Raw genomic sequence first — 25,671 nt, 5'->3', positions numbered from 1 at the left:
CACCCTCTTCCCTTTTCTTGTGACACCCTATGCAGTTACAGTTGCGCCTTCCCATGGGGAGTGAGGAGGCGTGGTTGATACCTCGCCCCACCAAACCCATCCTCCCAAAACCTCAGATACCCAGACCATCAGTAACGGGAGAAATAGACTTGTCTCCGAGCTGTATAAGCTTGAACTGGACGTTGGAAGTTGCCTCTTTGTAAGTCGCTTCGCTGTCATCAAAAGAGGCTGCCACGATGCTCTGTAGCCCCGTCTCCGATGAAAGCAATTGGAACAGCGCCTGTTGGCTTTTGGTGGCCATCGAATGCTGTCCAGGCTCGTCCAGCAGCAGTATTCCTAGGTGATTACCGTTGACTGTTGTGTGAGCAGATGTCTGATAGATGGAGAGCAAATAGCTCCATATGAGCCGCACAAAGTCACTAGCACTGGACTCCCGAGCGATATTGCCTTTCCCTTTGGGCGCGTCATCACTTCTGGCAACCGCTGGAGTAGTTGAGGCTACAGATGCAGACGACGTTACACTCCGCTCGTTGATCTCTCTGAGCTCGATCTTGGCCAAGTACGGCAGCAGGTTTTCCTTATTGAACTCGATGTCCTCGATCGCCGCGCTGTGGTAATCGAAGGCACTAATATTGGCGCGAAACATTTTTTCGAACAGCCGATATTTGGCGAAGTCGGAGTCTGAGTAATGGGTGCGAGGCATCTGCGCGCGGCTTTTCTGGTTCTCGTGGAATCGGTTTGCTAGCTGTTCGAAGGCGTCCAGTACCTGATCCGAGTACGCTTCGAATTTGAACAGCTCTTCGAGCTCCATCTCGATCTGCAGTTGCAGTCTGATGCCTGATTTTGATACGGAGGAGTTGGAGGTCAGATCTGAGCGCAAAGCTCTCAGTGCAGACTTGGTGGCTGCAATGTTTTTAGCCAACTGATCTTTAAGTGCCTCAGCTTCCTTGATCGACTGATCGATACCGCCTCGCTCGCGTTCGAGCATTCTGAGTTGAGCGCTCAGATAGTCAATGTTGGTGCCGATGTCCATGTGAGGTGTGCTCTCATGCAGATCGACAAGAGAGTGTCCTATTGCTTGATGGCATGCAGGGCAAGAGTTTTCTGCGGTGGACAAACTGAGCGAAGCGCCGAACTTGATGAGCTTCTGTGCGGCCTGGTTTTTAGTCAACTCGTCTCGGGCTTGCTTTGTGTTTAACCTATTGCTGGTAGTGTTTACACGCAGCAATGCAAGGTTGCCTAAACAGGTCTCGTAAGCGACCGTGAAGCGTTCGAGTTCGCTGGTGTGTTTGTCTATGGATTGTGTTAATTCTTGGGTTGGCGCTTCACCCTGTTGGGTCAATTTCATTCCGATGATTTCATGCTCGCTGACCTTGCGTGCTCGATACTCCGATATGCTTTCAGTTATGCCTTCAGTCGTTTTGTGGAAGTCAACAAGTTCGGCCTTAAAGTCGGGATTTGGGTTTTTTGAAATATTGGAGAACTGTAAGCCTTGCTTTAGTGTTTCGGTGACAAGCGTTCGATAAGAAATTTGCCATTCTTCGTGGATCGACTTTGCCTCTTGATCCAGGATGTCACGCTTTGCATCTGTTTCGAAGACGTCAGTGCCTACAAGGAAGTCGACAATTTTAATCCGTGCATCTCGTATCCCAAAGTAGGGCAGGTTGGCGATGTAGTCAGTCCACCCACGTTTTTGCTCTACCATCATTGCAGCAAAAACGTACTGCAAATAAAGCTTTTCGGGTTTTCCATTGGTTTTAGGTACTAATGGCAGCGTCAAGCCTAGGAATTTTTCGAAGTAGGTGTAAAAGCCTTCCTCAATTTTCGCGCTGCCACCATCATGAAGAAACTTGTAGAGAGTGGGAGCGGTCTGTCTCTCAGTCAGGCCTGAGCATTCCTGTATTTGTATCAGCTTTGTGCTAAGTCCTTCTTCTTTGACACTTCGAGTGGCAGTAATTGTTTTGCCTTTGTTCTCAATTTCAATTGTTACTTTGGATGAGCGGATAGCATGTTTGATGTTCTCGTGCTCAAGGTGATCTTTTAGGGCGTAAGTCAGCGCATTTTCATTCTGAGCGCCTAGTAATTCTTCCATGCCGATAGCATACATTATCGCATGTACAATTGTACTTTTGCCGGCGGAATTACGGCCCCTAATAATGTTAAGGTTTCGACTAAAAGTAGTGAAAAATCCAAACGGGCCGCTGGTTGTCTGGATATCAATCTTGATCGCCTTGATGTACATAATTATTCCCATCCCTTGGAAACGGAATCTACCATGTCTTCCGTAATTTTTTTTCCGATTGATTTTAGGGCGGCTTTTTCCTCACTGAGTACACTTTCGTCAGCGAGTATCAGGTTCACGTAGGCTTTTCCTTTGGGGCTGAGCTCAAAGCCGTTCGTTGTGGGTGTAATCAGGGAATCCTTGAATGCAAGGTTCAATGCAATTGCCATGGCCGGATCAAAACCCCAAATGGGGAGGTGCAGTTGACCGTGTTCTGCTCCAATTGCAAGACCCTTTATACGTTCGGGAGTCTTGAGCGCCCAGTTTAAAAGGTGGATTTTTGGAAGGCTGCCTTTTGCACCACGGCACGACAGATGAAGTATAAGAAGTGCTTGTGATATTTTGTATAGTGGGCGAAGTTCTGAAAGAACGGGGATGGGCCGCCTTGTGAATTTAAGCTGAGCCATAGTTTACTCGTTGAAGTCCAGTTCACAGATCGCAAGCCAACGAGCAATGGTTCTTCGCACCACCTCGCTTGCCGTAGACTTGTCAATGTTCAGATTGCGGTCGGTGACCAAAAAATCCATCAGTCTGGTCTTTACCAGTTCTGTTAGCTGCTCAGGTGTTGCGTCTGACGTGAGTCCCCATTCTTGAACTTCTAACTCGAAGGCGTTTACGATGCGAGCAATATTTACATAAGTCTGAGGCGAACGGTCGTACAGCGACTGAAAGTAAGTATCGTGATCTAGAAAAGATTTTGTGGTGAGAGCTACCAAGCTTTCCACCTGTCTGGCAGGTTTTCCGGGCATCCGTAAACTACATTTTCTGGCCAGGTTTTCGTCAAATGGCTCAAGAGTCTTGCTCACTTTCGGTAACGATTCTGTTGGCGAGCCCAGGCATGGAGGTAAGCCTGCTGATATTCTCAGTGTGTTGAACTCCTGCACGTAGAATTCATGATCGTGCAGTAGGATGGTGAAATTTTTGTCTAAATGCGGTAAATCCCAGGCCCTTACTTCTGCTTGCTTGGTCTGAGCATAAGAGAGCAATTTGTTTCTGTTGATTTCAGGCGTGACGAAACACCAAGTTGAAATTTTGGTGTTGCCGAGAATTTTCTGCAATTCTGCGGTGTTTTTCTTTAGTTTACCGAGATCTTTATTGATTTTGTCTCTCTGGTTTTCATATAGCTCATCTTGATGGTACTGCTTTTCAGGGCAGTAACATTGAAAGGCATAACCAGTACGCTTAGTAAAGCCTTCGATGCCATAATCACCCGGAGACGGGGGAACTTGCTGATATCCATCTGCTCCGTGCTTGAATTTGAACACAAGCTGACATTCTGCTTCCCAGGTTATGCCTGTATATTTACCGAGTGGTGTCGTAATCAATGCATGCCTGCCTTTTTGAAACTCGTCAGGAGGCGATGCTGATCGTTACCCTCCGAAAGTACCCTGATGCGGGGCATCAGTCGCCTGCTTTCATCCAGTAGCCTTGGATTCACTTGGAAATTAGCAAAAGGCCATTAGCAGGTCTAGCTGATACTGACATATTTAGCGAGCAGTAATTTGAGGGCTGTGTTTATGTACAGTTCTTCATGGGCGTGCCTCATTAAAAGTGCCATTTCGCGAATTGTATTTCTCCACAGCTGAGCTTAGAAGGCGGCAGCGTGCGTCGGAAAGGGAACGACTAATTCGGCATTGAATGAGCGTGGGATTTAAAGCCAAAAACGACAGTTTTCACTAGGCTCAGTCTCTCCAATTTGCAAATTGGGCCTTGATTGAAGCTGGCTGCTAGATCGCCGAAACTCTTAAAATTGCGACGGCTTTTGTCCGAGGGTGTAACTAGGCTGCACGGTACCGTGCACTGACTCATTCTGCTATTTGCAGTGTCACGGAATCGCTGCTTATCACCAGATCGAATGCCGGACGGCTGTAAGCTGATCGCACGCGCTCGGCATTGTCTTTAGCGAACAGCGCGTAGTTGACCCCGCCGGGATGCTGCACAGAGCGAAAACTGATGCCATCAAACTGATGCGGCGCGTAGCAACGAATGTATTCGGCAAAGGCTTGAGTCATCACGTAGCCGGTTTCAGGGCGTTCGATAGGCTGAGCAATCTCGTCGTGCAGATACCTCAACAGCTGTCGGTGGTTGCTGCGCTGTTCATAGTCAGGGCTAAACAAGCTTAATGGCGCATGCTTCAGTCGATGACTCAGCGCATTGAGATCAAAGACCCTCAGCGGTGTAGTGGACACAAACTCTCCCACCACGACCATGTCTCCCTGATTGGGTAACACCTCACGAACGCAAGTAGTGGTGTCCTGTGACACGTACATCCATGAAAAGCCTGCGGCGCTCATCCGATTGTTTTTTGCGCGATCCAGTGGCGGTGCACCCAACTCTGCCAGAGGGTTGCTTTTGAAATGCTGAACCTCAGTTGGATTGGCTGCGATTCGAGCACGATAAAGCTTGGTACCTGAAAGTAGCGTTTTGATAACCGCTGGTGTTCCAGGGCTGCACGGTTTTTCTGCACTCAAAGCCTCGTGAAGGAGTGACTCAAAGAACTTGCGTGCCTTGTCGCTGAAGAACCGGCGTTCATGGCTCAGTTCATAAGCAATGTCGTGCCAGTCACCGACAATCCACCAGCGCTCATGTTCTGCATCGTCAAAGGGATTGCGCTTCACGCAATACACCTGACCTTTCCAGTAGAAGTCGTCTTCATGCGCGCGGGGGCTGACCATTTTATGCGCAATGGCTTTGCAGGCGAGTAAGTTGTCGCATCGAATGGCCCTACTCACCACCTCTGCCAGCGACATCTCATAATCATCGTAGAGCCCAGCGTCGACAGAAAAGTGTGTCGGTAGGTGCTTGCGTATGAAACGCGCAATGCGTGCGGGAGTAACAGCTTGCCGAGTTGAGCAATTGCACGCGGTACAGGTGACCTCGAACTCGGGCAGTGATTTGAATCCCTTGAGCATAGGATCCCCTATGCATTCGAGGCAAATGAACATCGTGTTGCCATCGTCAGTATCGAAAGGGATTTGTTCCATAGGATCGTTCACTAGAAAACGCTGTCGTCACTATCAAGGCTGAAATTTACTGGCTTGGGAGATAGAAACGCAGTTCATGAAAGGGAGGGGCAAGGAGAATGTTATCCGCCCCGAAATGTTAGTTCATATACCTGCTGCACTCTTCGGCGCAAGTCATGATCGCTGGCTCACCCATGCATCGTATTCCCTGACCACCTTATACTGACTCCCTACAGTTCGGAGTCCACATGAGTACTTTGCCAATCGATGCTGCCCTACCGGCCCTTTTGAACGCTTTGAATGATCGTAATGAGGTCGTTCTGCAAGCGCCTCCTGGAGCAGGTAAAACCACGCGAGTGCCCCTTGCTCTCCTTGGTGAGGCATGGCTGAAAGAGCAGACAATCGTGATGCTAGAACCACGACGTCTCGCTGCCCGTGCAGCAGCGGAACGTATGGCGAGTGAGCTTGGTGAAAGAGTTGGTGAGACCGTAGGCTACCGCATCCGCCTGGACAGCAAAGTAGGGCCGAAAACGCGTATCGAGGTCGTGACCGAAGGGATTCTTGCTCGCAGGTTACAAGAGGATCCGTCACTTGAAAGCGTGGGTCTGGTTATCTTCGACGAGTTTCATCTTCGCAATCTTGATGCGGATTTGGCCTTGGCACTGACGCTCAATTGCCGCGAGATGCTGCGAGACGATGTCCCCCTTAAGGTGTTGCTAATGTCCGCAACGCTGGAGGGAGAGCGACTCTCTCGATTGCTCGACGATGCCCCTATCGTCACCAGTGAAGGCCGTATGTACGCGGTTACGACGATCTGGGGAGCTCCTTATCAATCAGGCGATTATCTTGATCAGCGTGTAGTCTCAACATGCTTGGATGCTTTGGAGGAACAAGGTGGAAGTCTCTTGGTGTTTCTACCTGGGCAGGCCGAAATACGACGAGTACACCAGTCTCTGAAAGATCGCTTGGGAGATCGAGAAGACGTTTTGCTGTGTCCTTTGCATGGAGAGCTCGAGCTAACTGCACAACGAGCTGCGATTGATCCACCTCCTGCAGGGAAGCGAAAGGTTGTGCTGGCTACCAACATCGCTGAGACCAGCGTGACTATCGAGGGTGTTCGAGTAGTTATCGACTCGGGACTCGAACGTGTGCCTCGATTCGACCCGCGTAGCGGGATGACCAGATTGGACACGCAGCGGATATCGAAAGCGAGCGCGACTCAACGAGCGGGACGTGCGGGTCGTCTTGAACCTGGTGTTTGTTATCGGCTTTGGTCGGAGGCTCAGCACGATCAACTGCCAGCCTACGGTACTCCTGAATTACAGCAGGCTGACCTCGCTGGACTAGCTCTGCAACTATCCAGATGGGGTGTCCTTCCTCCTGATCTGAAATGGTTGGATGTTCCGCCTGCAGCTGCCTATTCCCAAGCCTGTGACCTACTCGTTCGCTTGGGGGCTCTGGGTGAGGATCGGAAGCTTACAAAGCATGGACAAGCTATGGCGGAATTGCCGGCGCATCCGCGCATAGCCCACCTGCTTCTCCGAGGTCATGCTTTGGGCCTTGGACAGCTTGCATGTGATATTGCCGCGCTACTGGGGGAACGTGATATTCAGCGTGGTGCCGGTGCAGATATCCACAATCGTCTTGCAATTGTCTCTGGAGAGCAGCGTGCCGAGCGTTCCGAGCAAGGCAGTGCGCAACGTGCTAGGCAGCTTGCCAAGCAATACCGTTCTTATCTGCGCCACCCCATTGCCAACCCGGTCATAGATCCTGAACATCCACGGTGGGTGGGAGCTCTATTGGCTCTCGCATACCCCGACCGTGTCGCTCAACAACGTCGCGCTGGTGGTGCTGAGTACCGTCTCGCCAACGGCCGTGCAGCCATGTTTACCGAAAGCGATGTGCTGATGAAGCATTCTTGGTTGGTGATCGCTGATCTGGGTAGTCGCCAAGGCCAACGTGAAGAGCGCATTTATTTGGCGGCGGACTTCGATGAACAGCTGTTCAACTCCGTTCTAAAGGAGCAAGTCCGTCAGGTGGATGAGCTGGACTGGGATGAGCGAGAAGGTGTGCTTCGAGCGGAGCGGCAGCTGAAGGTCGGGGAGTTGGTACTTTCCTCTGCCCCTATGGCAAACCTTGATGACGAAGCTCGCGCCCAGGCGTTGATCAATTACATCCGGCGCAAGGGAATTGAACTCTTGCCTTGGACTCCAGAGTTGCGCCAGTGGCAAGCGCGTGTAGCGCTTCTACGGGATCTGGATTTGGAGAAGGGGAGCACAAGTGATTGGCCAGATCTTCGTGACCAAGTACTTCTGGAGTCTCTAGGGGAGTGGCTTACCCCCTACATCACAAAGGTAACCAGGCTCAGCCACTTTGGGCAGATCGATCTTCCATCAATTCTGCGCACCCTCTTGCCGTGGCCGTTGCCGCAGCAACTTGAGGCACAGGCACCTCAGATGATTGGGGTGCCTTCTGGATCGAACGTTCGAATCGACTACAGCGAGCGGCCTCCCGTATTGGCTGTGAGACTCCAAGAGTTGTTTGGCCTTGCAGACACACCGCGCATTGCCAACGGACGTCAGGTACTCAAGCTCCATTTGTTATCGCCAGCGCGGCGCCCTGTGCAAGTTACCCAGGATTTAGCAAATTTCTGGAAGTCGACGTACGACGAGGTGAAGAAAGACCTGAAGGGGAGGTACCCCAAGCATTTTTGGCCTGACGACCCCTTGATCGCGGAAGCCACTGCTAGGGCTAAGCCGCGAGGAACCTAGGCTCACCGGCTGTAGTCGCTTGAAACCCTGAGTGTTGGATTTAATGAGCGATTGAATCAGCCGGCACCTACGAAGCCATGGATGAACAGCAGAGTATGGTGCGGATGAGGTCAACAACAGTATGACGAAGGTGCGCGAGGTAGCAGAGGAAAGCTCGCGGCAGAGTCTGTCGCTGCAGGCGTCGACATTGGAACTGAAGCATGTCAGCGGTGCGCTCAATGTAGCGGTCGGGAATTTTCAGACTTGAGTTAGGGGCGTTGCCGTTTGTGTTCGAACTGACCACTCATTTGCATCGACCGGTTGAATCCACAGCCAAAAGGGGTCAGTCGGATGTGTCTACGAAACCAGGGGCGATTCAGACAGTCGGTGCTTAAGATGACTTGTTTAGTCGGAAGATCGGTAAATGTTTTTACCGCGCTCTTTAATATTGAGCGAATCCTCAGTCCCAGCTAAGTATTGGGGCGTATCTTCCCCTCAGCGCAAGTTCAGCGCTGTTCAGGAGAGGTAACCCGCACATGAATCCCGCTAAAGCCGGATGGCTTAACAAAGTCCCCGAAGTGACACTGGCCTTCTGGGTGATCAAGATTCTATCGACCACCGTGGGGGAAACCGGCGCCGACTTCCTGGCCGTGGACGCGGGGTTCGGCGCAGGCTGGACCAGCATCGGCATGGCGCTGCTGCTGGGGGGCGCGCTGTTTCTGCAAATGCGTAAAACGGCGTATTCGCCTTGGATCTACTGGTTGACCGTGGTGCTGGTGAGCATCGTCGGCACGCAGATCACCGACATTATGACCGACATGCTCGATATCAGCCTGTACGTCAGTACGTCGGTGTTCTCGGTGCTGTTGGCATTCAATTTCCTAATTTGGTTCCGCATGGAACACAACCTGTCGATCCGCGAAATAGACTCGCCGCGGCGCGAACTTTTCTACTGGTCCACCGTACTGTGCACCTTTGCCCTGGGAACCGCCGCCGGGGACCTGGCCACGGAAGCGCTGGGACTGGGGTTCACCGTCGGGGCCTTGATTTTTGGCGTTCTGATTGCCGCGACGCTGCTGGCCTGGCGCCTGGGGGGCAACGTGGTGCTGACCTTCTGGATCGCCTATATCCTGACCCGCCCGTTCGGCGCCTCTCTCGGCGACTTGCTAACCCAAGCCAAGACTTACGGCGGCCTGGGTATGGGCGCCGCCTGGACCAGCGCCATCTTCCTCACCGTCATCGTCCTGTTGGTGGCTGTCGCGCAGATCGGCGTCGGCATCCGCAGGTCCGCCATTCAATAACCACTCAGACACCCACCAAGGAATCAATATGCACTCCTTCCAAACGGCTTTTCGTCAAGTCGCGATCATCTCGTCTCTGGTGCTGCTCGGCAGTTTGGCCGGCTGCTCGAAACCCGCCGACAAGCTAAGTGCCGGCACGCCGACCAACTCCATGAGCGCGCCGGCGCAGTCCGGCTCGAAGCTGGGCGATCTGAGCGAGTTCCGCAGCATCGCTGCCGACGTCACAGCGCTCGTCGGGAAAAACGATCTGCCCGGCGCTAAGACTCGCATCAAGGATCTGGAAACCTCCTGGGATTCCGCTGAAGCCGGCATCAAACCCCGGGCCGCCGCTGACTGGCATGTGCTGGACAAAGGCATTGACCACGCACTCGATGCCCTGCGCGCCAGTGCGCCGAAGCAGGCTGAATGCAAGGCGGCCATGGACGACCTGCTCAAGGCTTTCGATTCGATGAAAGGCCAGTAGCAGTAAGTCGGCACGGAACCGGCGGCGGACAAACACCGGGGCAAGTGCTTCAATGTAGGTGCGATGGCAATGACCGTCGCGCCTTTTATGTCGGAGCGGTGCATGCGTATTCTGCTGGTCGAAGATGACCTGATGATTGGGGATGCCATCGAAGGTGTGCTCAAGGATGCGAGCTACGCTACCGACTGGGTGAAAAACGGCCTCACCGCGTTGGCGGCGCTGGACACACAGAACTATGCCCTGGTGCTGCTGGACCTCGGTCTCCCGGGCAAGGACGGGCTCGATGTGCTGGATGCCATTCGCGCGCGCAACAACCCCGTGCCATTGCTGATCATCACTGCCCGGGACGGCCTGGATGATCGCCTGCGCGGACTCGATGGCGGCGCTGATGACTTCCTGCTCAAACCCTTCGCCATGGCCGAATTGTTGGCGCGTATGCGAGCAGTATTGCGCCGTCGCGGTGGTAACGCGCAATCGCTGCTGGACAACGGCGAGGTGTCGTTGGACTTGGCCTCCAAGCAAGCCTCCACTGCCGACATCAGCGAAGTCCAACTCTCCAGTCGAGAATTCGCGCTGTTACAGGCGCTGTTGATCCGCCCGGGGGCCATCCTTTCGCGCAGTGAGCTGGAAGACCAGATTTACGGCTGGGGCGACGAAGTGGAAAGCAACGCGGTGGAGTTCTTGATTCACGCGTTGCGGCGAAAACTGGGTAACCATGTCATCAAGAACGTCAGGGGGATGGGATGGATGGTTTCAAAAGGCGTTTGAGCGACTCGGTGCAGTCACGGCTTTCCGTCACGCTGTCACTGGCCATTCTCATCGTCGCCTTGCTGGCCGGTGCGTTCGCGTTCATCTCGGCACTCGACGAAACGCATGAAATGCAGGACGAAAGCTTGCGTCAGGTGGCGGTGCTGTTCGACCGCCAGCACATGACCCTGCGCTATCCCGGCGCCGAACGGATCGTTGGCGACGACGAAGAGTCGAGGATCATCGTGCAGTACCTATCTGATAGCGCCAAAGCGACCGGCAATGACGACGCCAGCATTCCGTTGCCATTTCCCGTGACCCTGGCCGATGGCTTGTCGACGCTGAACATAGCCGGTGAAAACTTTCGCGCGCTGGTCAGAACCACCTCGGCAGGCGAGCGCATCGTGGTCGCGCAAGAGGCCGACGTGCGCGACAAGGAAGCGCGGGAAAGCGCCTGGCGCAGACTGCTGCCGTTTTTCATTCTGTTCCCGGTGCTGCTGTTGATGGTGGGGGACCTGGTGCGCAAGCTGTTCCGTCCCATCGCGACGCTCTCGGCGGAGATCGATCAGCGCGATCAGCAGGCGCTGCATCCTGTCGATGAACAGCACTTGCCGAGCGAAATCCGGCCCTTCGTCGTGGCGATTAATCGGTTGCTCAAGCGCGTCGCGCAGGCCATGGAAGCGCAACGGCGGTTTATCGCCGATGCCGCCCATGAACTGCGTTCGCCGATGACTGCGCTATCCCTGCAAGCGGAACGTTTGTCGTCCGCACCCATGTCGGAGGCAGCCCGGCAAAGCTTTGCGCCCTTGGCTCAGGGCATCGAGCGCAGCCGCAAACTCATCGAACAACTACTGGCCCTAGCCGCCGCACAATCAGTCACGCAACGAGCCGAGACGGCGGTTTCGGTGCACGCGTTGTTTCGCCGCGTGCTGGAAGACCTTCTGCCACTGGCCGAAAACAAGGGCATTGATATTGGAGTGGAAAGCGTCGAGGACGTTCAGGTCGTCATCAACGAGCTGGACCTCTTCATCCTGGTCAAGAACCTGGTGGACAACGCCATCCGCTATACCCCAGCGGGCGGTCGGGTCGACTTGAGTGTCGAGCCGGCGGAGCAGGGCGTGCTCATCGAGATCAAGGACTCGGGCCCGGGCATCAGCGCCGAAGAGCAGGAGCTGGTGTTCGACCCGTTTTACCGCAGCCTGGGCACCGGTGAAGCCGGCTCAGGGCTGGGTTTATCTATTGTCAGCACGATAGCCAGTCGTAATGATGCAAGTGTCACGCTCAATTTTTTAGATGAACTAAGCCAAAAAGGATTGCGAGTCACAGTACGATTGTATCGACCTGTGGTTTAGGTTTGGTCTACGTCCGCGATCTTCCCAGATATTGGATAACCTTGAACCAGTTTCGGAGTAATAAACCTGCCCATCGACGACTCACCACGTCGAGCATGTGTCATTGGAATTTTTTTTATTGCTTTCGAGTTGACTATGGACCGCGCTAAGGGCATCGCCTACCGCTTTCACTGCGGATTTGACCTCGCTCGTAGTTACCCCGAATTTTTTTGCCCAATACTTAAGCTCGAAGGTGTCGTTAACATTGATTCTGATCTCGTCAGAGCCGCGCGTGAGATTTCGTTGCTGCATAGATTCGTCCATAATTCGCTTGGTATGAGGAATAAAATAGCCGAAACGAGGCAGTTTCAATGTTTTTGGGAAGAATTCGCAAACTCGACTGAATTCTTATGTGGTTTTTTGGGGCCGTCGCATGCACGAGACCTTTCTGATGGACATTAGTGCTAGCAGGTCTAACGGCTGCACAGCCGATTTTTGCCTCTCGCGAAGGGCTTTAACCGGCCGATTCTGTTGAAAAAGTAGCTCCCCTGTTTGACCTGCGGCAAAATTGCTTCATTGGCCGGCGGGGGATCACAGAGCATGATGGGACAGTTATCGAGTGGGCAGGAGCGACTGTTTTACTCGTTCAACCTTGAAGATCACATCCCAGCCAATCATCTTCTGCGCAGCATTGATCAGTGTCTCGATCTGAGTGACCTGCGCCATTACCTCGCCGATTTCTATAGCCCTATCGGGCGTCCGTCGATTGATCCTGAACTGATGATCCGCATGCTGATCGTGGGCTATTGCTACGGCATTCGCTCAGAGCGGCGGCTGTGCGAAGAGGCCCATTTGAACCTGGCGTATCGCTGGTTCTGCCGGTTAAGCCTTGAAGATGAAGTCCCCAACCACTCGACCTTTTCCAAAAATAGACACGGCCGTTTTCGGGACAGCGATCTGTTTCGCTGGTTGTTCAATGAAGTGCTGCGTCGTTGCATGGACGCAGGCTTGGTCAAAGGTGAAGGCTTTGCCGTGGACGCCAGCATCATCAAGGCGGATGCGAGTCGGCAGCGCGGCGTACCGGGTGATGAACAGATCAACTGGAGCGATCCGGCCCTGAGCACTCGCGCCGTGCGTGAGTACCTTGAAGGCCTCGATGAGGAGGCTTTGGCCGAAACGCTACCGAAACGCCTGTCGCTGACGGATCCTCAGGCCCGCTGGACGGCTGCTCCAGGCGGCCCTGCTTTCTACGCTTACTCCACGAATTATCTGATCGATACCGAGCACGGCGTGATCATGGATGTGGAACCCACACCGGCTCATCGAACCGCAGAAGTCGAGAGCACCAAGACGATGATCGATCGGGTCGAAGTGCAGTTCGACATCAAGCCGGAACGCCTCATTGGCGACACCGCTTACGGTACCGCGCCGATGCTGGCCTGGATGGTGGAGGAAAAAGACATCGAGCCGCATGTGCCGGTGTGGGACAAAACTGAGCGCAAGAACGACAGCTTTTCGAGTAACGATTTCCACTGGAATGAAGAGGCCTAGGAATACCGCTGCCCAGCCGGCAACCCATTGCGCAGCGAATGGCGAGCCTTCAAGAACGAGCGTTCGCACGTCACCAAAGCCAACACCGTCATCTTCCGATCCAGACAGACCGACTGCGCGACATGTCCGATGAAAGCCAGGTGCTGCCCGAACACTTCGATTCGCAAGATCGCTCGCAGCGTCCATGAAGCCGCTCGCGATGTGGCTCGGCGCATTGCCGCAACGCCGGCATATCAGCGCTCTCGCCACGAACGTAAAAAGGTCGAAATGTTGTTTGCCCACCTCAAGCGCATCCTGAAATTGGATCGCCTGCGGCTACGTGGCATGAGTGGCGCGACGGATGAGTTCACTCTGGCCGCTGCGGTGCAGAACCTGCGACGGCTGGCCAAATTTTCATCTCAAGGGCCACCAGTCACGGGATAGGTGCGCCTGCACTAAGCAAAAAACCTCAAATTAACCCAATAGCAGAGCAGCAAAGGTCACCGAAGGGCCGAAAAACCACTCAATGTGGTGAGTAGGTTCTCCGGTGGTGGTCGTGCCTGAGTTCAAGCCATTTGAAAATCCGACTTTTTCAACAGAATCGGTCAATAGCTGTCTGTCAGGCAGCGTCCTCATCAGTGATTCTCTGAGCGATGCACCAGCTTCGGCTTTGTACGCCAGCGCGGCCGGGTGAACATTGCTACCTAGGTAGGTTCCAGCAGTGTGCGCAACTGAGAAACTAGGCAAGATCTGTTGGAACCGACTAACCTTGATCCAGATCATCACCGCGCAAAGGAGAGCCTGATGAAAAAGCCAAAAGATACCAGCGGCAACAACGCAATAATAATCAATGTCACGGATAGCACGGAGCTCAAGTACTGGGCTAAGAAGTTTGGTTGCTCGAGAGATGAGATCCGATTAGCTGTCAAGGAGGCAGGAGATTCTCTAGCTGCAGTCGAGCGACATCTTGCACTTATAATGTGCTGATGCTGCAGCAATACGCCAATCCGAAAGTCCGCTTTTGGCCCAGAGTGTGTAAAAACGCTTTTCCAAAATTGAAGTGTGCGCTTCTACGTTAAATCTGAAATTTATCGGCCCGTCAGCAGATGTTGATTTCGCGTAGAAGCGCTATTTGCAGTCCGTTTTTTAGTACCTGTCGCGCTGAAAAACGTTTTCACACAGCCTCGGCCGAAGGCGGAAATTTTCGACCGACAGCTTTCGGCCCAGGCTGTGTAAAAACGCAGACACCGTTTTAAAGTCTGCGTTGCTATGTAAATTCTGAGTGTCCTTGGTTGATCAGCAGATCTGAATTTTGCGTAGGAACGCGATTTTTGTTCTGGTTCTGTATCTCAACACTGCACTAAATCGTTTTTACACAGCCTCGGCCAAGAGCAGTCATTCGCTCATTACACCACCTGATTGCACGTGAGAGCAGCAATCCGCTTTCACGAAATTTTGCTGATACATCGGATAGGTTCAATTCCCCTCCAATGAGTCGTAACTCAGTGCATTCGGAGACAGGAATGTCCTGATGCTTATGACTTGCCGATCCATCGGCACAACAATTTCCACTCTGGAGGGGAGCACAACAAGGAGTTTTTAATGCGTTTGCCCGCTTCCGCCCCGCTGCGTTTCCTACTGATGATTACCGGCCTTTGGCTAGTGATTTTTTTCCTCACCCGCCTGGTGTTACTCGCCACTCACCTTTCAGAGGCGGGTACTGCATTTGCGTCGATCTTTGGTATCGGTGTTTTATACGACCTGAGCTTTTTACTATACGCCGCACTACCCATTAGCCTGTATGTGCTGCTGTGCCCGCCGTCGCTGTGGCGTTCACGTGGGCATCGCTGGTTTTTACAGGGGCTATTGACGCTCAGCGTTTTCGTCATGCTATTTACTGCCGTGGCTGAGTGGCTGTTTTGGGACGAGTTCGGCGTACGCTTCAATTTTATTGCCGTGGATTATCTGGTGTACTCCGACGAGGTGTTGAACAACATTCTGGAGTCCTACCCAATCGGCAAATTGCTTAGCGGACTGGCGGTGATCGCGGTTGTCATTTGTATTGCTCTGCACAAACCTCTGCAGCGGGTGATTGGTGCGCCGTTGCCTTCCTGGCGCCAGCGCTTCCTGAGTATCGCAGTGATTTTCGCTTTGAGTGCTGTCGTTCTGTTGGTCGTTGACCAAGACACTCCACGTGGCAAGGGCGGCAACACCTATCAGCATGAGCTGGCCAGCAATGGTCCCTACCAGTTCTTTGCCGCATTTCGCAATAACGAGCTGGACTACGATCAGTTCTACGGCACCTTGCCGAATGACGTAGTTGGCAAGAACATCCACCAAGAGTTGGCGGAAGGCGATGTGCAGTTCATCGGTAAGGATTCGCTCGATGTCCGTCGAATCGTGACCCAGAACGATAAGACCCAGCGACATAATATTATTTTGGTGACTATCGAAAGCTTCAGCGCCAAGTACATGGGCAGCAATGGGGACCCCGGTAACCTGACGCCCAACCTCGATCAACTGCGTAAAGAGAGTCTGTACTTCAACAACTTCTATGCCACTGGCACCAGGACGGATCGCGGCTTGGAGGCTATTACGTTGTCTATCCCGCCGACGCCGGGACGCTCTATTGTCAAACGGGTTGGCCGTGAAAGTGGTTTCGCCAGCCTGGGCCAACAGCTGAATCACGTCGGTTACGACAGCGTGTTTGTGTATGGCGGCCGTGGCTACTTTGACAACATGAATGCGTTCTTCAGCGGAAATGGTTATCGGGTCGTCGATCAAAGCAGTGTCGATGAAGCTGAGATCCAGTTCAAAAATGCCTGGGGTATGTCTGATGAAGACCTCTACCAGCAAACGCTGAAGCTGGCAGACGAGAATTTTGCCAACCAAAAACCGTTCCTGCTGCAACTGATGACCACTTCCAATCATCGTCCATACACTTATCCTGAAGGCAGGATAGATATTGCATCCGGTGACGGTCGTGACGGCGCTGTGAAATACACCGACTATGCAATCGGCAAGTTTCTTGAAGCAGCCCGAAAGAAAGCCTGGTTCGACGACACTATCTTCGTCTTTGTCGCTGACCACACCGCTGGTAGCGCGGGTAAGGAAGATCTTCCGATTCGTAACTACCAAATCCCTTTGTTCATCTATGCGCCAAAGCTCATTCCGGCGCGTGAAGAAAGTCAACTGGCCAGTCAGATTGACCTGGCTCCAACCCTGCTCGGGCTGCTGAAACTTAACTACGAGTCGACATTCTTCGGTCGTAACTTGCTTCTGCCTTCTACCTTGCCACCCCGCGTGTTGGTAGGCAATTACCAGCATCTTGGTCTGTTCGATGGTAAGGATCTGGCTATTCTCAGCCCACGAGCAATGTTGCGACGCCACGATGACGCCCTGGGCGCAAGCCATGAAGTGACGGTTCAGTTCGACGACCCTCTAGTGGCACGTGCGATTACCTATTACCAGGCTGCGAGCTATGGTTTCACCCATCGCTTATTGAACTGGGCCGGCAGCGCAAACACTTCTAAGCAATAACTCTCCTCTGGTCATCCTTGCTCGTGACCACCGTGGAAAATGGTCCCGATCCCGGATTCGGCAGGCTTGGGGCGACCCGCTTGCCAGGCAAGGCATGCGTCGGGTCTATGTCGATGGTGGGGAGGTGGTGCAATCATTCCTGCGTGATGGATTGGGTGATCACCACCGCTCCGCTGCAAATAAAAGGGCGCGCCCCGCCCTCGATCATCAACCGAAACCTTGGATAGCTTCTCTGAAGGGTTGGAAAGGAGCTCCAGGATAATCTGCGTCCACTGGTCGTTTTCTTCCCGTCGCGAGGGGTAGAGAATGGCCAGTGAGCCGCGGTCAGGATTGATCTCGGCTGGGTTGGTGACGGTGTTACCGTCACAAGCGAAAATAGGGTCCAGTCTGGCGCCGCCCTCCGTGACTGGATGGGACAGCTAGTTGATTTTTCTCAAATTTAGAGGCTGCAGATATCGTTTAATATCTGAGACGAACCAGAGAGCGGTGGTTGTAATGCTAGAAGTTGACCCGTGTACGCTGACGTGTCCAAATTGCGGCGCTGATCTTCAGCCTGCCGTGCATCGGTTCGCCTCGTTTAAAGATTTACTTAGATTGAAGTGTCTCGAGTGCGGACGGGATGTCGCTGGCGACGAGATTCTTCAACTTTTTGACTCCCTTGAGTATCAGCTCAGGCAATTCAGACCAAGGGAATAGGCACATCATGTATTGCCGCTACCTGCTCCAATCCCCGTTTTAGCGAACTCATCGAGCTGTCGCGACCATTTTCAGTGACGACAAATTCAGGTCGCGACACATACCTCCCATCGCGCTGCCAAGAGTTCATTTACGAGGTGCTGGCATCCGCATTCAGCAAAGGATTGCTGCAACGCCAGAGCATTCCTTTGACTACAAGGTAGCGACCGTCAGGTGTCGCCGGATACATGTCGGAAACGCCTTGTTATTCCAAGTGCCGTGGCTTGGCTCGTACTAGACCGCACTGGCACCACCAGAACGCATCTCAGGTGGCAACGCTTGGGGCGTCTGACGGCGGCATCTCCGGGAATTCGTCTTTGCACTTCAAGGTCTGTTAGCACCAAACAGATGATTCAGTGATGCGCTTAGCAGCTAAGGCTATACAAGGCCGACAAACGAAAGAATAACTAGGACGATCACAACGACCCCGACGATGTAGATAATATTGTTCACGAAAACCACCTCTCTATCTCAACAGGATTGCGACACTGATGTGTCATAATACAAATGACACCTCGCACCCAGCTCCGTTCCGCGAGTCAGTCTCAGACGTGGCGCCATCGCATTAATGCCCCCTATTCGCGATTATTAAAACATTCTCTTGTCGCCACTTCATGTGTATCGCTGTTTTAGTGTACTGTTAGGAGACTACTTACATAGAGATTGCCCATGTCTAAGCTTGCAGAATTTCGTCAGTTGGAAAAATACCTCGCCGAGCAACTTGAGGCACTTGAAACCTTGAAGGGCGATGCTGGCCTGAAGAAAGAAATTGAATTTGAAACAAAACTGCGCGCTTTACTCGCCGAGTACGGCTATAGCCTGCTGAACGTGATCAATTTGCTTGACCCAAAGGCTGGTCGTCGCGCACCAGCTACCGAGGCAAAATCCGGTACGAGAAAGCCACGCCAAGTGAAGGTTTACAAAAATCCAGAAACTGGCGAAGTGGTGGAAACCAAGGGTGGCAACCACAAAACACTGAAAGAGTGGAAAGCGAAATACGGCTCCGACACCGTAGAGTCTTGGCTCGCCAAGTAAGTTTGGTTGGAGTACAAAAGGGCCCGGGAGGGCCATTTTTGTTTGAGATGTTGATGAGATACGGGCTTAGGTCGTGCCTCGGACATGATCCAAATCGTTTCGCCAAACCGAGGTTCAGTCGATGTCCGTACGCCTAGATCAGACTACTACGGAACTTTTCTGAGACTGAGCGAAGACAACTCTGTCATCGCGTTTTAAAACTTTAAGCCCTGTGTTATTTGGTTGTACATCTTGGTTCTTCTGTGGTTGCTGGTGTAGCCGCCTAGTGACGAAATCGTTCCGCTCTGAATGTGATCTAGATAGCGAAACATCTTTCGAGGTGATATGAATTTAATCTTATAATCTAATTCTTTCATCCTATCCTGAAGCTCATAGCCTGGATTGCGTTCGTCCATTTGAAAATGCAAGCCGTGCTTTTTGACCAGCCTAACGTTCCATAGGGTGCAAAAGCTTTTTAGGTGTATTTCTCTATATGGTTTCGGCTCCCTTGATCTTATGCCAAGCGCCTTCAGGCCACGCCTGGTGTAATGTTTAAGAAAGCGTGATGACACTCTCCAGGTAGAGCGGAGAAAGCCTCTATTCAGCTGCTCTAGGCATCCAACGGCTGCTACCTCGTGTTGGTCGATGCACTGCGCGATCATCATGTTAAAAACTTCAAGGTCATAAATGAAGGTGTCGGTATGCAACAAAAATAGATATTTCGTTTCAACGAGACTTAAAGCGAGATCAAGAGCTCGACCATGCGCAATATTCCCGGCTTCAGGATGTTCTATTTTTCGCTCAATCAAATTGATCCATTTCAAAGCTCGAAGATAATCTGTGCTTGAGTCTCTGGAGTCATTGTCCACCACATAAACTGGAACACCTTCTTCTTGTATAATATTCTGTAGGAGTTGGAGACATGTTTTGGTTAGCTCGAGCGACTTGTAATTAACCAAGGCGATACTATAGTTTGTCTTTTTGGGGGGCTGGTCTTTCATAGCTCACGGGCTCTCGGATTTGACTGCCTTTGTTGGGGGGCTTGGATTTACTGTCTGAATTATAGGGAGTAACAACGCAGCCTAAGCTGCGTAGTCCCCCCCTCCCTCAAAAAACTATGATCCTCCAATCCTGAAAAATTAAAAATGGACGCGCGTGATTCAATTGTCATAAAAGACCAGACTTCATATTGCAGAGCCTTTTTTTAATAGTGAATGTAATGCCTAGCTGTCTTGCTTTAAAGGTATTTGTTGTTTCGTTATTTCGTTATTTCGTTATTTTGTGCCTGGAGACTTATAATTCATCTCCCTTGCAGATGAATTTTTTGACAGGTTTGTCGATATGGATCGACGATGCTATGGGATGTGGTTGTCCCCAATAATCGTCACTCCTAATTGGGAGGCGAAAAGATTTTAAGACGTGATTCTAAGACGAAGGCAAGCCAAGGACGATAGAGTTCATAGCGTGCGATTCAAATACAGGGGCCTCATTTGAGTCAAGAGGTAGGCGTGTGTCCTCGGACGGGTTGCCCGCCGCGCTATAAAAATTTCAGATATAGATCCAAAGCATCAAGCGTTTTGTGCTTTACCTATCAAGTCCACTCGGCATCCGGGCTGGGCATCGTGAACCTGCAGGGTCATGTCATGTAAACGTGCCACAGCTGAAACCATACTTAAGCCCAGGCCATTTCCTGGCGTATGACGGCTGGACTCTGAACGATAGAGTCGACGGAAAACAGCTTCTCGTTCCTCCTCCGGTATTCCGGGCCCACGGTCACGGATACTGATTCCGCAGTTGTTAGCGTCTGCCGAGACTGTTACTTCAACGTCACTTCCGTCCGGTGAAAACTTGATGGCGTTATCGATGAGGTTGCAAACCGCATCAAACAGTAACTGCGAATCCCCCATTACTGTGTCGACTCCCTCGCATGGCTTGAACTCTAGATTCATACCACGTTCTTCAGCGAGAGGCTCAAAGAGCTCAACTGCATCAGCGCAGATTTGATTGAAACCAACAAGGGTAAAATTACTGCGTCTAGCACTGCCTTCTATTTCTGAAATGCGCAGCAGTGCCCGGAAGGTTTGCATTAGACCCTTAGCATCCTCAATGGCTGTATCGATAGCGCTGGCGTACTCTTTTTGCGTCAAGCTACGCCGTTGTGCACGTTCCAATCCAGCGATCAAGCGAGTCAGCGGTGTTCGCAAGTCATGAGCAATATCGTCGCATACACCTTTGACTTCACTCATCAGCCGTTCAAGTGCATCCAGCATGCCGTTTACCACGCCGGCAATACGGTCAATATCGTCGTTATTTCCCCGTGTAGGTAAACGCCCACTGAGATCGCCTTCCACAATTATTTTTATGGAGCGGCTAAGTACGTCTAAACGACGGCGAGCAGATACGCCTAATGCAATCGCTCCTAGTAGCCCAACTACTATAAGTAGTGAGCCACCTGAAACCAGAGCATTGACCAAAAGCTCGTCAAACTCACGAATATCGTGAATGTCCTGGCCGATCAGAAGAGTGCTTCCATCATCCAGTTTGTGAACAAGGTAGCGGATAGGCCGATCATGCCCGTTAGCTTTATCCCAGAAAAATTCCGCAGGCTTATCGTATGCACTGAACGTAGGCAGGGTTGATAGCGCCCCCGCAATCGTTGTACCTGCAGAGTCGAATAGCGTATATGGGAGCCGCCCTTCGGGGTCTTGTTCCGTATGTTTAAGTATTTCTGTACGTCGTAGCGCAGGCTCTTGGGCGTTTTGGCGGTCTACCTCTCGATGCAGTGCAGTATCCACCTCTGAGATCAGATATCCGGTAGTCTGCCAATAAATATAACCAAATAACGCAAAAAACGAGCACCCAAATAATGCCAGGAACATAAGGGCTGTTCGAAAGCTGATGGTACGTGGAATCTCACTCAGGCGAACGTAGGACATAACCAGCCCCCCGAATGGTTTGGAGCATTGGAGAATCGCCCTCGCCATCAATCTTATGACGCAGACGACCAATATGAACATCTATCACATTGGTGCGGTCGTCATAACTATAATTCCAGACAGCTTCGAAGAGCATGGTTCGCGTGACGACTTGCCCGGCATGTTGAGCGAGATACTCTAGTAACGCGTATTCACGAGGTAATAAGTCAATCTGTCTTTCGCCTCGGCGCACTGAGCGTCGTAGTAAGTCAATTTCCAGATTCCCAATGCGCAATCGACTGTCTCGATTTGCTGCGGAAGGAGGTGCCCTTCGGCGATTCAGAGCATCTAGTCGAGCAGTCAGCTCAATGAACTCGAACGGCTTGGTCAAATAGTCATCGCCTCCTGCACGAAGGCCTCGAACCCGCTCATCTAAAGCGCTTAGCGCACTGAGAATCAGAACCGGTGTGGTGATGCCGGAGGCGCGCAATGCGGTAAGCATGCCTAGGCCGTCAAGCGCTCCAGGTAGCATGCGATCAAGAACAATGATGTCGAAGGTATCACTAATGGCCGCTACCAAGCCTTCACGACCATTGTTTACCAGGGTTACGTCAAAGCCATGGTCGTTAAGGGCTGCCTCAATCTCCCGTGAGGTGACGGGATCATCCTCGATAACCAGTACGTGGGTCATAGGCGTCGCGCTGAGCTCCGGGCTGAAATTCATAGGTCGATGTAAATCAAGCGACCCCTTTGATGGCATAGTGTGCCAAGCCAGTCTATACACTGAGCTTCCGAGAAAATGAAAAAAAGTTTATTTAAGTCTTTGCGAGGTTTGTGTGCGTATTCTAGTCATTGAGGATGATGCCCGTACCGCTTCATACCTAGTGCGAGGACTCGGAGAAAGCGGACATGTCGTCGATGCCAGCGAAGATGGTCGTGACGGTCTCGCTATGGCGCTCGAGGGTATCTATGACGCTTTGATCGTTGATCGATGCCTACCCGGTATGGACGGTTTGTCGTTAGTTCGAGAGCTACGCAGGGAGGGGATGCAGACGCCAGTATTGATGCTCAGCGCCTTAGCCTCGACCCAGCAGCGTGTTGAGGGGCTTAAAGCGGGTTGCGACGACTACTTGGCGAAGCCCTATGCCTTTGTTGAAGTATTAGCTCGACTGGAAGGATTATTGCGCCCGAGAGATCAGCAACCTGGTAAGGCGAGTACCTTGTGTATTGGCGAACTGTGCCTTGACTCTGCAGCTCGGCAGGTAACATGGATGGGGCGCACGATATCGCTTGCTCACCGCGAAACCTTGATTCTAGAAAAACTCATGAGACATTGTGGTGAGGTTGTTACTCGCTTGATGCTACTTGAGAGTGCCTGGGACTATGAATTCGATCCAAACGACAACGTTATCGATAAACATATTTATCGCTTACGTCGAAAGTTAGATGATGGATTTGGAATTGCGCTAATTGCTACCATTCCTGGCGCAGGCTATTGCCTCAACGTGGTGACGAACTTTTCTGAAACTCCCGCTCGGTAATAACCAGAGCTGAAGCAGCAGGTTGATGAAATGTTGGCGTATCATTAGAGCAGCTTTTTTGCTGCCGACCTATTACTCGGATTGTCGGTGTACCCCGCAACCCGAGCAGGTCGTTTTGACTGTTTTTTAAAGGATGAGTCCTACTGCCACACGGCGAATAAGCGACTCTGGTTATGCGTCCTTGCGGCAGCTTTCCCGACTGCAATTCATGGCACTTAAAGCGCATGATTAAGTAGTCGGCTGCTAATGAACTTGATGAGTAAAACGTCCTGTCAATTCGAACGTGCGACATCGTTGGACGCCGTTTGGTGATTGCTGGCAACGGCGGTTGCGTGTTCAGACTTTTGGTACGTTACCATCGCAGACTCTCTTGCGGCCTCCATCTTTGCAGCTACTGTATCGCCGCCGCCTTCTGCCATCGCAGCTACAGAAGCACTCATCAAGGTTACGATCAAAAGAGCTTTCAGGGTTTTCATGGCAAATCTCCAGTGTTTAGGTTTAGCCATCACAATGTTTGCTGGCTTGGGCTAATACTAAAGCTGGTTGTATTTCACGCTCTTCCCCGCAAAATGAATTTTTTGACAGATAAATATCCGAGGTGCGCTCTGTGTGACTTCCGTATCCCGGAGGCCATTTCTTCCCACCACTATCTGCATTCCCAGTGAGTACGATAGCAATGTAGAAGTGGCCCTGCCTTTCCCGACCTCTCTTCGGCAACAACGAGTACAGGATGAAAATATGAGCAGCGAATGGAGGTGTGAATGCCCGGTACGAAGCGCACGAGAAATAAGCTCTTCGCGTCGTGACGCTCGAAAAAGGCCTTGCTGCTCTGAATCAGTTCAGGGTGGAGGCTCAATGGCCAGAAACCAAGAGTTTTGCGCGGGTGTCGATGCCCTAGCCAGAACGAAAGACCATCCCCACTTCAGCACCTAATGTCGCGGCGACTAACAACGCACAGAGCAATAACAAAGGAACTTAGCGCAAGGATCACGGCAGTGCCTGGAACAACGGCTCCGATGATCGGAACTGACTCGGAAAGAGCCAAGAACAATACCGCCAGATAGACAGCATGAGGATGCACCGTGAGGAACTCAATGATCGTTTAGACCAGGGACGACATCATTCGTGGGCTGCCTATAAAGTACCGGTGATGAGACCATCAGGCCCGATAGGTCAGACGACCACTCTGAAGGGGTAAACGGTAGTGGGAAATTCCTCGGTGCCTTTTTCAAAGCGCCTAATTGGCTTAAGAGCAAATGTCGTATCGAGCATTTTCCATTTTTAGACTAGGCCCATCTCAAGGTTGGGGCGACCACACAACGTAGTCATCAGTGAGGATGAAATCCGTACGCGGAAAATTCGGCTCACACAACATGCTGTCAAGCACCAACTCGACACTTGTAGTGCTCCTGCTCCCCCACAAGCCGTTTAGCCGTACATTTCTTCAGCGCTGCGGGCCTTGACGGCGAAGGACACCAGCACTACCAACACACTGGCCAACACTAACGATGAACCAACTGTGCCAAAATCCAAACCGCCTTTTTCGTGAGACTTGGTCAAAAAATCGCCGAGTGTCGCGCCGAACGGTCGGGTCAGGACAAACGCCAACCAGAAGAGCAGCACTGTGGAAATCCGCGTGTAGAACTTGGCCAGCATCACTGCGGCAATCGCTGACCCGATCAGCAATGCGCCGCCAGCGAAGCCCAGGCCGGAGTCATCTGCCAGGTAGTCGCCTAACGCTGTGCCCAGCGTGTTGGAAATCAGAATTGCCGCCCAATAGAACAGCTCGCCCTTAGTGGTATGGATGTTGTTTACCGACAGCGTTTTTTCGCTCAAGCGCCAGATCGCAAAAATGGCGATCAACAGGCTGATCAGAATTAGCGAGCCGGACGCATAGCCAAGGCCCAAGGTGCGATCCATAAAGTCCGACATGGTGGTGCCTGCGGTACTGGTGGATAGAATAACGATCCAGTACAACACGGGATTATAACTTTTCGAAAATAGCTGCAAGCTAAGTGTAATCAGGAAGGCACTTATCAGGATCATTGAGCTGATCGCATACCCCACGTTCAGCGTCATCGACAGTAAATCACCGGCAGTCTCGCCGAGGGTGGTGGCGCAGATTTTCATCGCCCAGAACGCCAAAGTTATTTCTGGCAGCTTATTCAAACTGATAGAGGTGCTCATAGAGGGGATTCCTGGAAACGGATTAAAGCTATAAATTACAGCGTCTAAAATCTCGCCATTTGCATCGGACTCACATACATCTATTAGGGATAACCGGTATAGTTTGTGAGGGTAACGATCAAGCTATAGCGCGATGTATAGATGAGCGCAGCTTAGGGTGTAAAAGATCAAAATTCTGTCAAAGAACACTCATAATTAAATTTATTATTCGTGTCGTTTCTGGCGCAAACTCAGCACTAAGCTTTTACTTTCTTGCCCCCTTGTAGGGGGTATTCAGTTCAAGGGATTTATTTAATAGGGACTCGCAAACAAATTTATTGCGTTTTTTTTACGTTAATAATTGTCGCAGACTAGACTTTTTACTTGTGCCTTG

General features: G+C 51.9%; 19 protein-coding genes and 2 pseudogenes. 11 read left to right on the top strand and 10 right to left on the bottom strand.

What is annotated here, in order from left to right; translation table 11 throughout:
• Nucleotides 1-112 precede the first annotated feature (112 nt).
• The 4 genes from B723_RS01100 to B723_RS01085 form a co-directional block, all read right to left on the bottom strand.
• Nucleotides 113-2,242, bottom strand: a complete 2,130-nt coding sequence (locus tag B723_RS01100; protein WP_033037430.1) for an ATP-binding protein — start codon at nucleotides 2,240-2,242, stop codon at nucleotides 113-115.
• Between the two features lie 2 nt (nucleotides 2,243-2,244).
• Nucleotides 2,245-2,688 (bottom strand): hypothetical protein, encoded by a 444-nt coding sequence (locus B723_RS01095; RefSeq protein ID WP_017340967.1) that lies wholly within the window; start codon nucleotides 2,686-2,688, stop codon nucleotides 2,245-2,247.
• 3 nt (nucleotides 2,689-2,691) lie between these two features.
• Entirely contained in the window at nucleotides 2,692-3,546 is an 855-nt protein-coding gene (locus B723_RS01090) for a hypothetical protein (RefSeq protein ID WP_238588303.1), read from the bottom strand.
• Between the two features lie 540 nt (nucleotides 3,547-4,086).
• Nucleotides 4,087-5,265: an RES family NAD+ phosphorylase gene (locus B723_RS01085; RefSeq protein ID WP_017340965.1), complete on the bottom strand. Its 1,179-nt coding sequence runs from the start codon at nucleotides 5,263-5,265 to the stop codon at nucleotides 4,087-4,089.
• Nucleotides 5,266-5,492: 227 nt separating this feature from the next.
• Here B723_RS01085 and hrpB point away from each other — a divergent pair, with 227 nt between their 5' ends.
• The 5 genes from hrpB (at nucleotide 5,493) to B723_RS01060 (ending at nucleotide 11,857) form a co-directional block, all read left to right on the top strand.
• The gene (hrpB, locus tag B723_RS01080; protein WP_017340964.1) at nucleotides 5,493-8,015 is read left to right on the top strand and encodes an ATP-dependent helicase HrpB; all 2,523 of its coding nucleotides are present in this window, start codon (nucleotides 5,493-5,495) and stop codon (nucleotides 8,013-8,015) included.
• Nucleotides 8,016-8,530: 515 nt separating this feature from the next.
• Nucleotides 8,531-9,295 carry a membrane protein gene (locus B723_RS01075; RefSeq protein ID WP_017340963.1) on the top strand — a complete coding sequence of 255 codons (765 nt, stop codon included), beginning with the start codon at nucleotides 8,531-8,533 and terminating at the stop codon, nucleotides 9,293-9,295.
• 28 nt (nucleotides 9,296-9,323) lie between these two features.
• The gene (locus B723_RS01070) at nucleotides 9,324-9,758 is read left to right on the top strand and encodes a hypothetical protein (RefSeq protein WP_017340962.1); all 435 of its coding nucleotides are present in this window, start codon (nucleotides 9,324-9,326) and stop codon (nucleotides 9,756-9,758) included.
• A 102-nt stretch (nucleotides 9,759-9,860) separates the two neighbouring features.
• Complete coding sequence (locus tag B723_RS01065; RefSeq protein WP_017340961.1) at nucleotides 9,861-10,526, top strand: response regulator; 666 nt, start codon at nucleotides 9,861-9,863, stop codon at nucleotides 10,524-10,526.
• Nucleotides 10,502-11,857, top strand: coding sequence for an ATP-binding protein (locus tag B723_RS01060; RefSeq protein WP_017340960.1), 1,356 nt, complete (start codon nucleotides 10,502-10,504; stop codon nucleotides 11,855-11,857). Before B723_RS01065 ends, B723_RS01060 begins: the two co-directional genes overlap by 25 nt.
• Nucleotides 11,858-11,938: 81 nt before the next feature.
• Here B723_RS01060 and B723_RS01055 read toward each other — a convergent pair whose 3' ends face one another.
• Nucleotides 11,939-12,148 carry a DUF3606 domain-containing protein gene (locus B723_RS01055; RefSeq protein ID WP_017340959.1) on the bottom strand — a complete coding sequence of 70 codons (210 nt, stop codon included), beginning with the start codon at nucleotides 12,146-12,148 and terminating at the stop codon, nucleotides 11,939-11,941.
• Nucleotides 12,149-12,436: 288 nt separating this feature from the next.
• On the opposite strand from B723_RS01055, the pseudogene B723_RS01050 reads away from it, so the two are divergent.
• The 5 genes and pseudogenes from B723_RS01050 (at nucleotide 12,437) to B723_RS01035 (ending at nucleotide 18,676) form a co-directional block, all read left to right on the top strand.
• A pseudogene (locus tag B723_RS01050) lies at nucleotides 12,437-13,810 on the top strand (transposase).
• A 360-nt stretch (nucleotides 13,811-14,170) separates the two neighbouring features.
• Nucleotides 14,171-14,353 carry a DUF3606 domain-containing protein gene (locus B723_RS01045; protein ID WP_017340956.1) on the top strand — a complete coding sequence of 61 codons (183 nt, stop codon included), beginning with the start codon at nucleotides 14,171-14,173 and terminating at the stop codon, nucleotides 14,351-14,353.
• 615 nt (nucleotides 14,354-14,968) lie between these two features.
• Nucleotides 14,969-16,906 carry an LTA synthase family protein gene (locus tag B723_RS01040; protein WP_017340955.1) on the top strand — a complete coding sequence of 646 codons (1,938 nt, stop codon included), beginning with the start codon at nucleotides 14,969-14,971 and terminating at the stop codon, nucleotides 16,904-16,906.
• Nucleotides 16,907-16,985: 79 nt separating this feature from the next.
• Nucleotides 16,986-17,060 (top strand): annotated as a pseudogene (locus B723_RS33555) (dihydrofolate reductase family protein); the annotation flags it as partial.
• Between the two features lie 1,250 nt (nucleotides 17,061-18,310).
• Nucleotides 18,311-18,676 (top strand): histone-like nucleoid-structuring protein, MvaT/MvaU family, encoded by a 366-nt coding sequence (locus B723_RS01035; protein WP_017340953.1) that lies wholly within the window; start codon nucleotides 18,311-18,313, stop codon nucleotides 18,674-18,676.
• A gap of 194 nt (nucleotides 18,677-18,870) precedes the next feature.
• Here the strand turns inward: B723_RS01035 and B723_RS01030 are convergent, their stop codons facing one another.
• From B723_RS01030 to B723_RS01020, 3 genes are all read right to left on the bottom strand, one after another.
• On the bottom strand, nucleotides 18,871-19,656 hold the full coding sequence (locus B723_RS01030; protein WP_017340952.1) for a glycosyltransferase family 2 protein: 786 nt from the start codon (nucleotides 19,654-19,656) through the stop codon (nucleotides 18,871-18,873).
• Between the two features lie 567 nt (nucleotides 19,657-20,223).
• A complete protein-coding gene (locus B723_RS01025) occupies nucleotides 20,224-21,591 on the bottom strand; it encodes a sensor histidine kinase (RefSeq protein ID WP_031319144.1) in 1,368 nt (455 codons plus the stop codon).
• Nucleotides 21,569-22,261: a response regulator transcription factor gene (locus B723_RS01020; protein ID WP_031319143.1), complete on the bottom strand. Its 693-nt coding sequence runs from the start codon at nucleotides 22,259-22,261 to the stop codon at nucleotides 21,569-21,571. Before B723_RS01020 ends, B723_RS01025 begins: the two co-directional genes overlap by 23 nt.
• Nucleotides 22,262-22,406: 145 nt before the next feature.
• Here B723_RS01020 and B723_RS01015 point away from each other — a divergent pair, with 145 nt between their 5' ends.
• Entirely contained in the window at nucleotides 22,407-23,111 is a 705-nt protein-coding gene (locus B723_RS01015) for a response regulator transcription factor (RefSeq protein ID WP_017340949.1), read from the top strand.
• 272 nt (nucleotides 23,112-23,383) lie between these two features.
• On the opposite strand, the gene B723_RS01010 is transcribed toward B723_RS01015, so the two are convergent.
• Nucleotides 23,384-23,587, bottom strand: coding sequence for a co-regulatory protein PtrA N-terminal domain-containing protein (locus tag B723_RS01010; protein WP_017340948.1), 204 nt, complete (start codon nucleotides 23,585-23,587; stop codon nucleotides 23,384-23,386).
• A 952-nt stretch (nucleotides 23,588-24,539) separates the two neighbouring features.
• Nucleotides 24,540-25,280, bottom strand: a complete 741-nt coding sequence (locus tag B723_RS01005) for a membrane protein (protein ID WP_031319074.1) — start codon at nucleotides 25,278-25,280, stop codon at nucleotides 24,540-24,542.
• Nucleotides 25,281-25,671: the final 391 nt, after the last annotated feature.

It is taken from the genome of Pseudomonas fluorescens NCIMB 11764, assembly GCF_000293885.2.
Classification (GTDB): Bacteria; Pseudomonadota; Gammaproteobacteria; order Pseudomonadales; family Pseudomonadaceae; genus Aquipseudomonas; species Aquipseudomonas fluorescens_B.
This window is presented reverse-complemented; position numbering and strand designations above follow the sequence as displayed.

What these genes read in the sequence shown, in the direction of transcription:
- B723_RS01100 (WP_033037430.1), bottom strand. Translation starts at nt 2,242, where the DNA reads ATGTACATCAAGGCGATCAAGATTGATATCCAGACAACCAGCGGCCCG.
- B723_RS01095 (WP_017340967.1), bottom strand. Translation starts at nt 2,688, where the DNA reads ATGGCTCAGCTTAAATTCACAAGGCGGCCCATCCCCGTTCTTTCAGAA.
- B723_RS01085 (WP_017340965.1), bottom strand. Translation starts at nt 5,265, where the DNA reads ATGGAACAAATCCCTTTCGATACTGACGATGGCAACACGATGTTCATT.
- hrpB (WP_017340964.1), top strand. Translation starts at nt 5,493, where the DNA reads ATGAGTACTTTGCCAATCGATGCTGCCCTACCGGCCCTTTTGAACGCT.
- B723_RS01075 (WP_017340963.1), top strand. Translation starts at nt 8,531, where the DNA reads ATGAATCCCGCTAAAGCCGGATGGCTTAACAAAGTCCCCGAAGTGACA.
- B723_RS01070 (WP_017340962.1), top strand. Translation starts at nt 9,324, where the DNA reads ATGCACTCCTTCCAAACGGCTTTTCGTCAAGTCGCGATCATCTCGTCT.
- B723_RS01065 (WP_017340961.1), top strand. Translation starts at nt 9,861, where the DNA reads ATGCGTATTCTGCTGGTCGAAGATGACCTGATGATTGGGGATGCCATC.
- B723_RS01060 (WP_017340960.1), top strand. Translation starts at nt 10,502, where the DNA reads ATGGATGGTTTCAAAAGGCGTTTGAGCGACTCGGTGCAGTCACGGCTT.
- B723_RS01055 (WP_017340959.1), bottom strand. Translation starts at nt 12,148, where the DNA reads ATGCAGCAACGAAATCTCACGCGCGGCTCTGACGAGATCAGAATCAAT.
- B723_RS01045 (WP_017340956.1), top strand. Translation starts at nt 14,171, where the DNA reads ATGAAAAAGCCAAAAGATACCAGCGGCAACAACGCAATAATAATCAAT.
- B723_RS01040 (WP_017340955.1), top strand. Translation starts at nt 14,969, where the DNA reads ATGCGTTTGCCCGCTTCCGCCCCGCTGCGTTTCCTACTGATGATTACC.
- B723_RS01035 (WP_017340953.1), top strand. Translation starts at nt 18,311, where the DNA reads ATGTCTAAGCTTGCAGAATTTCGTCAGTTGGAAAAATACCTCGCCGAG.
- B723_RS01030 (WP_017340952.1), bottom strand. Translation starts at nt 19,656, where the DNA reads ATGAAAGACCAGCCCCCCAAAAAGACAAACTATAGTATCGCCTTGGTT.
- B723_RS01025 (WP_031319144.1), bottom strand. Translation starts at nt 21,591, where the DNA reads ATGTCCTACGTTCGCCTGAGTGAGATTCCACGTACCATCAGCTTTCGA.
- B723_RS01020 (WP_031319143.1), bottom strand. Translation starts at nt 22,261, where the DNA reads ATGACCCACGTACTGGTTATCGAGGATGATCCCGTCACCTCACGGGAG.
- B723_RS01010 (WP_017340948.1), bottom strand. Translation starts at nt 23,587, where the DNA reads ATGAAAACCCTGAAAGCTCTTTTGATCGTAACCTTGATGAGTGCTTCT.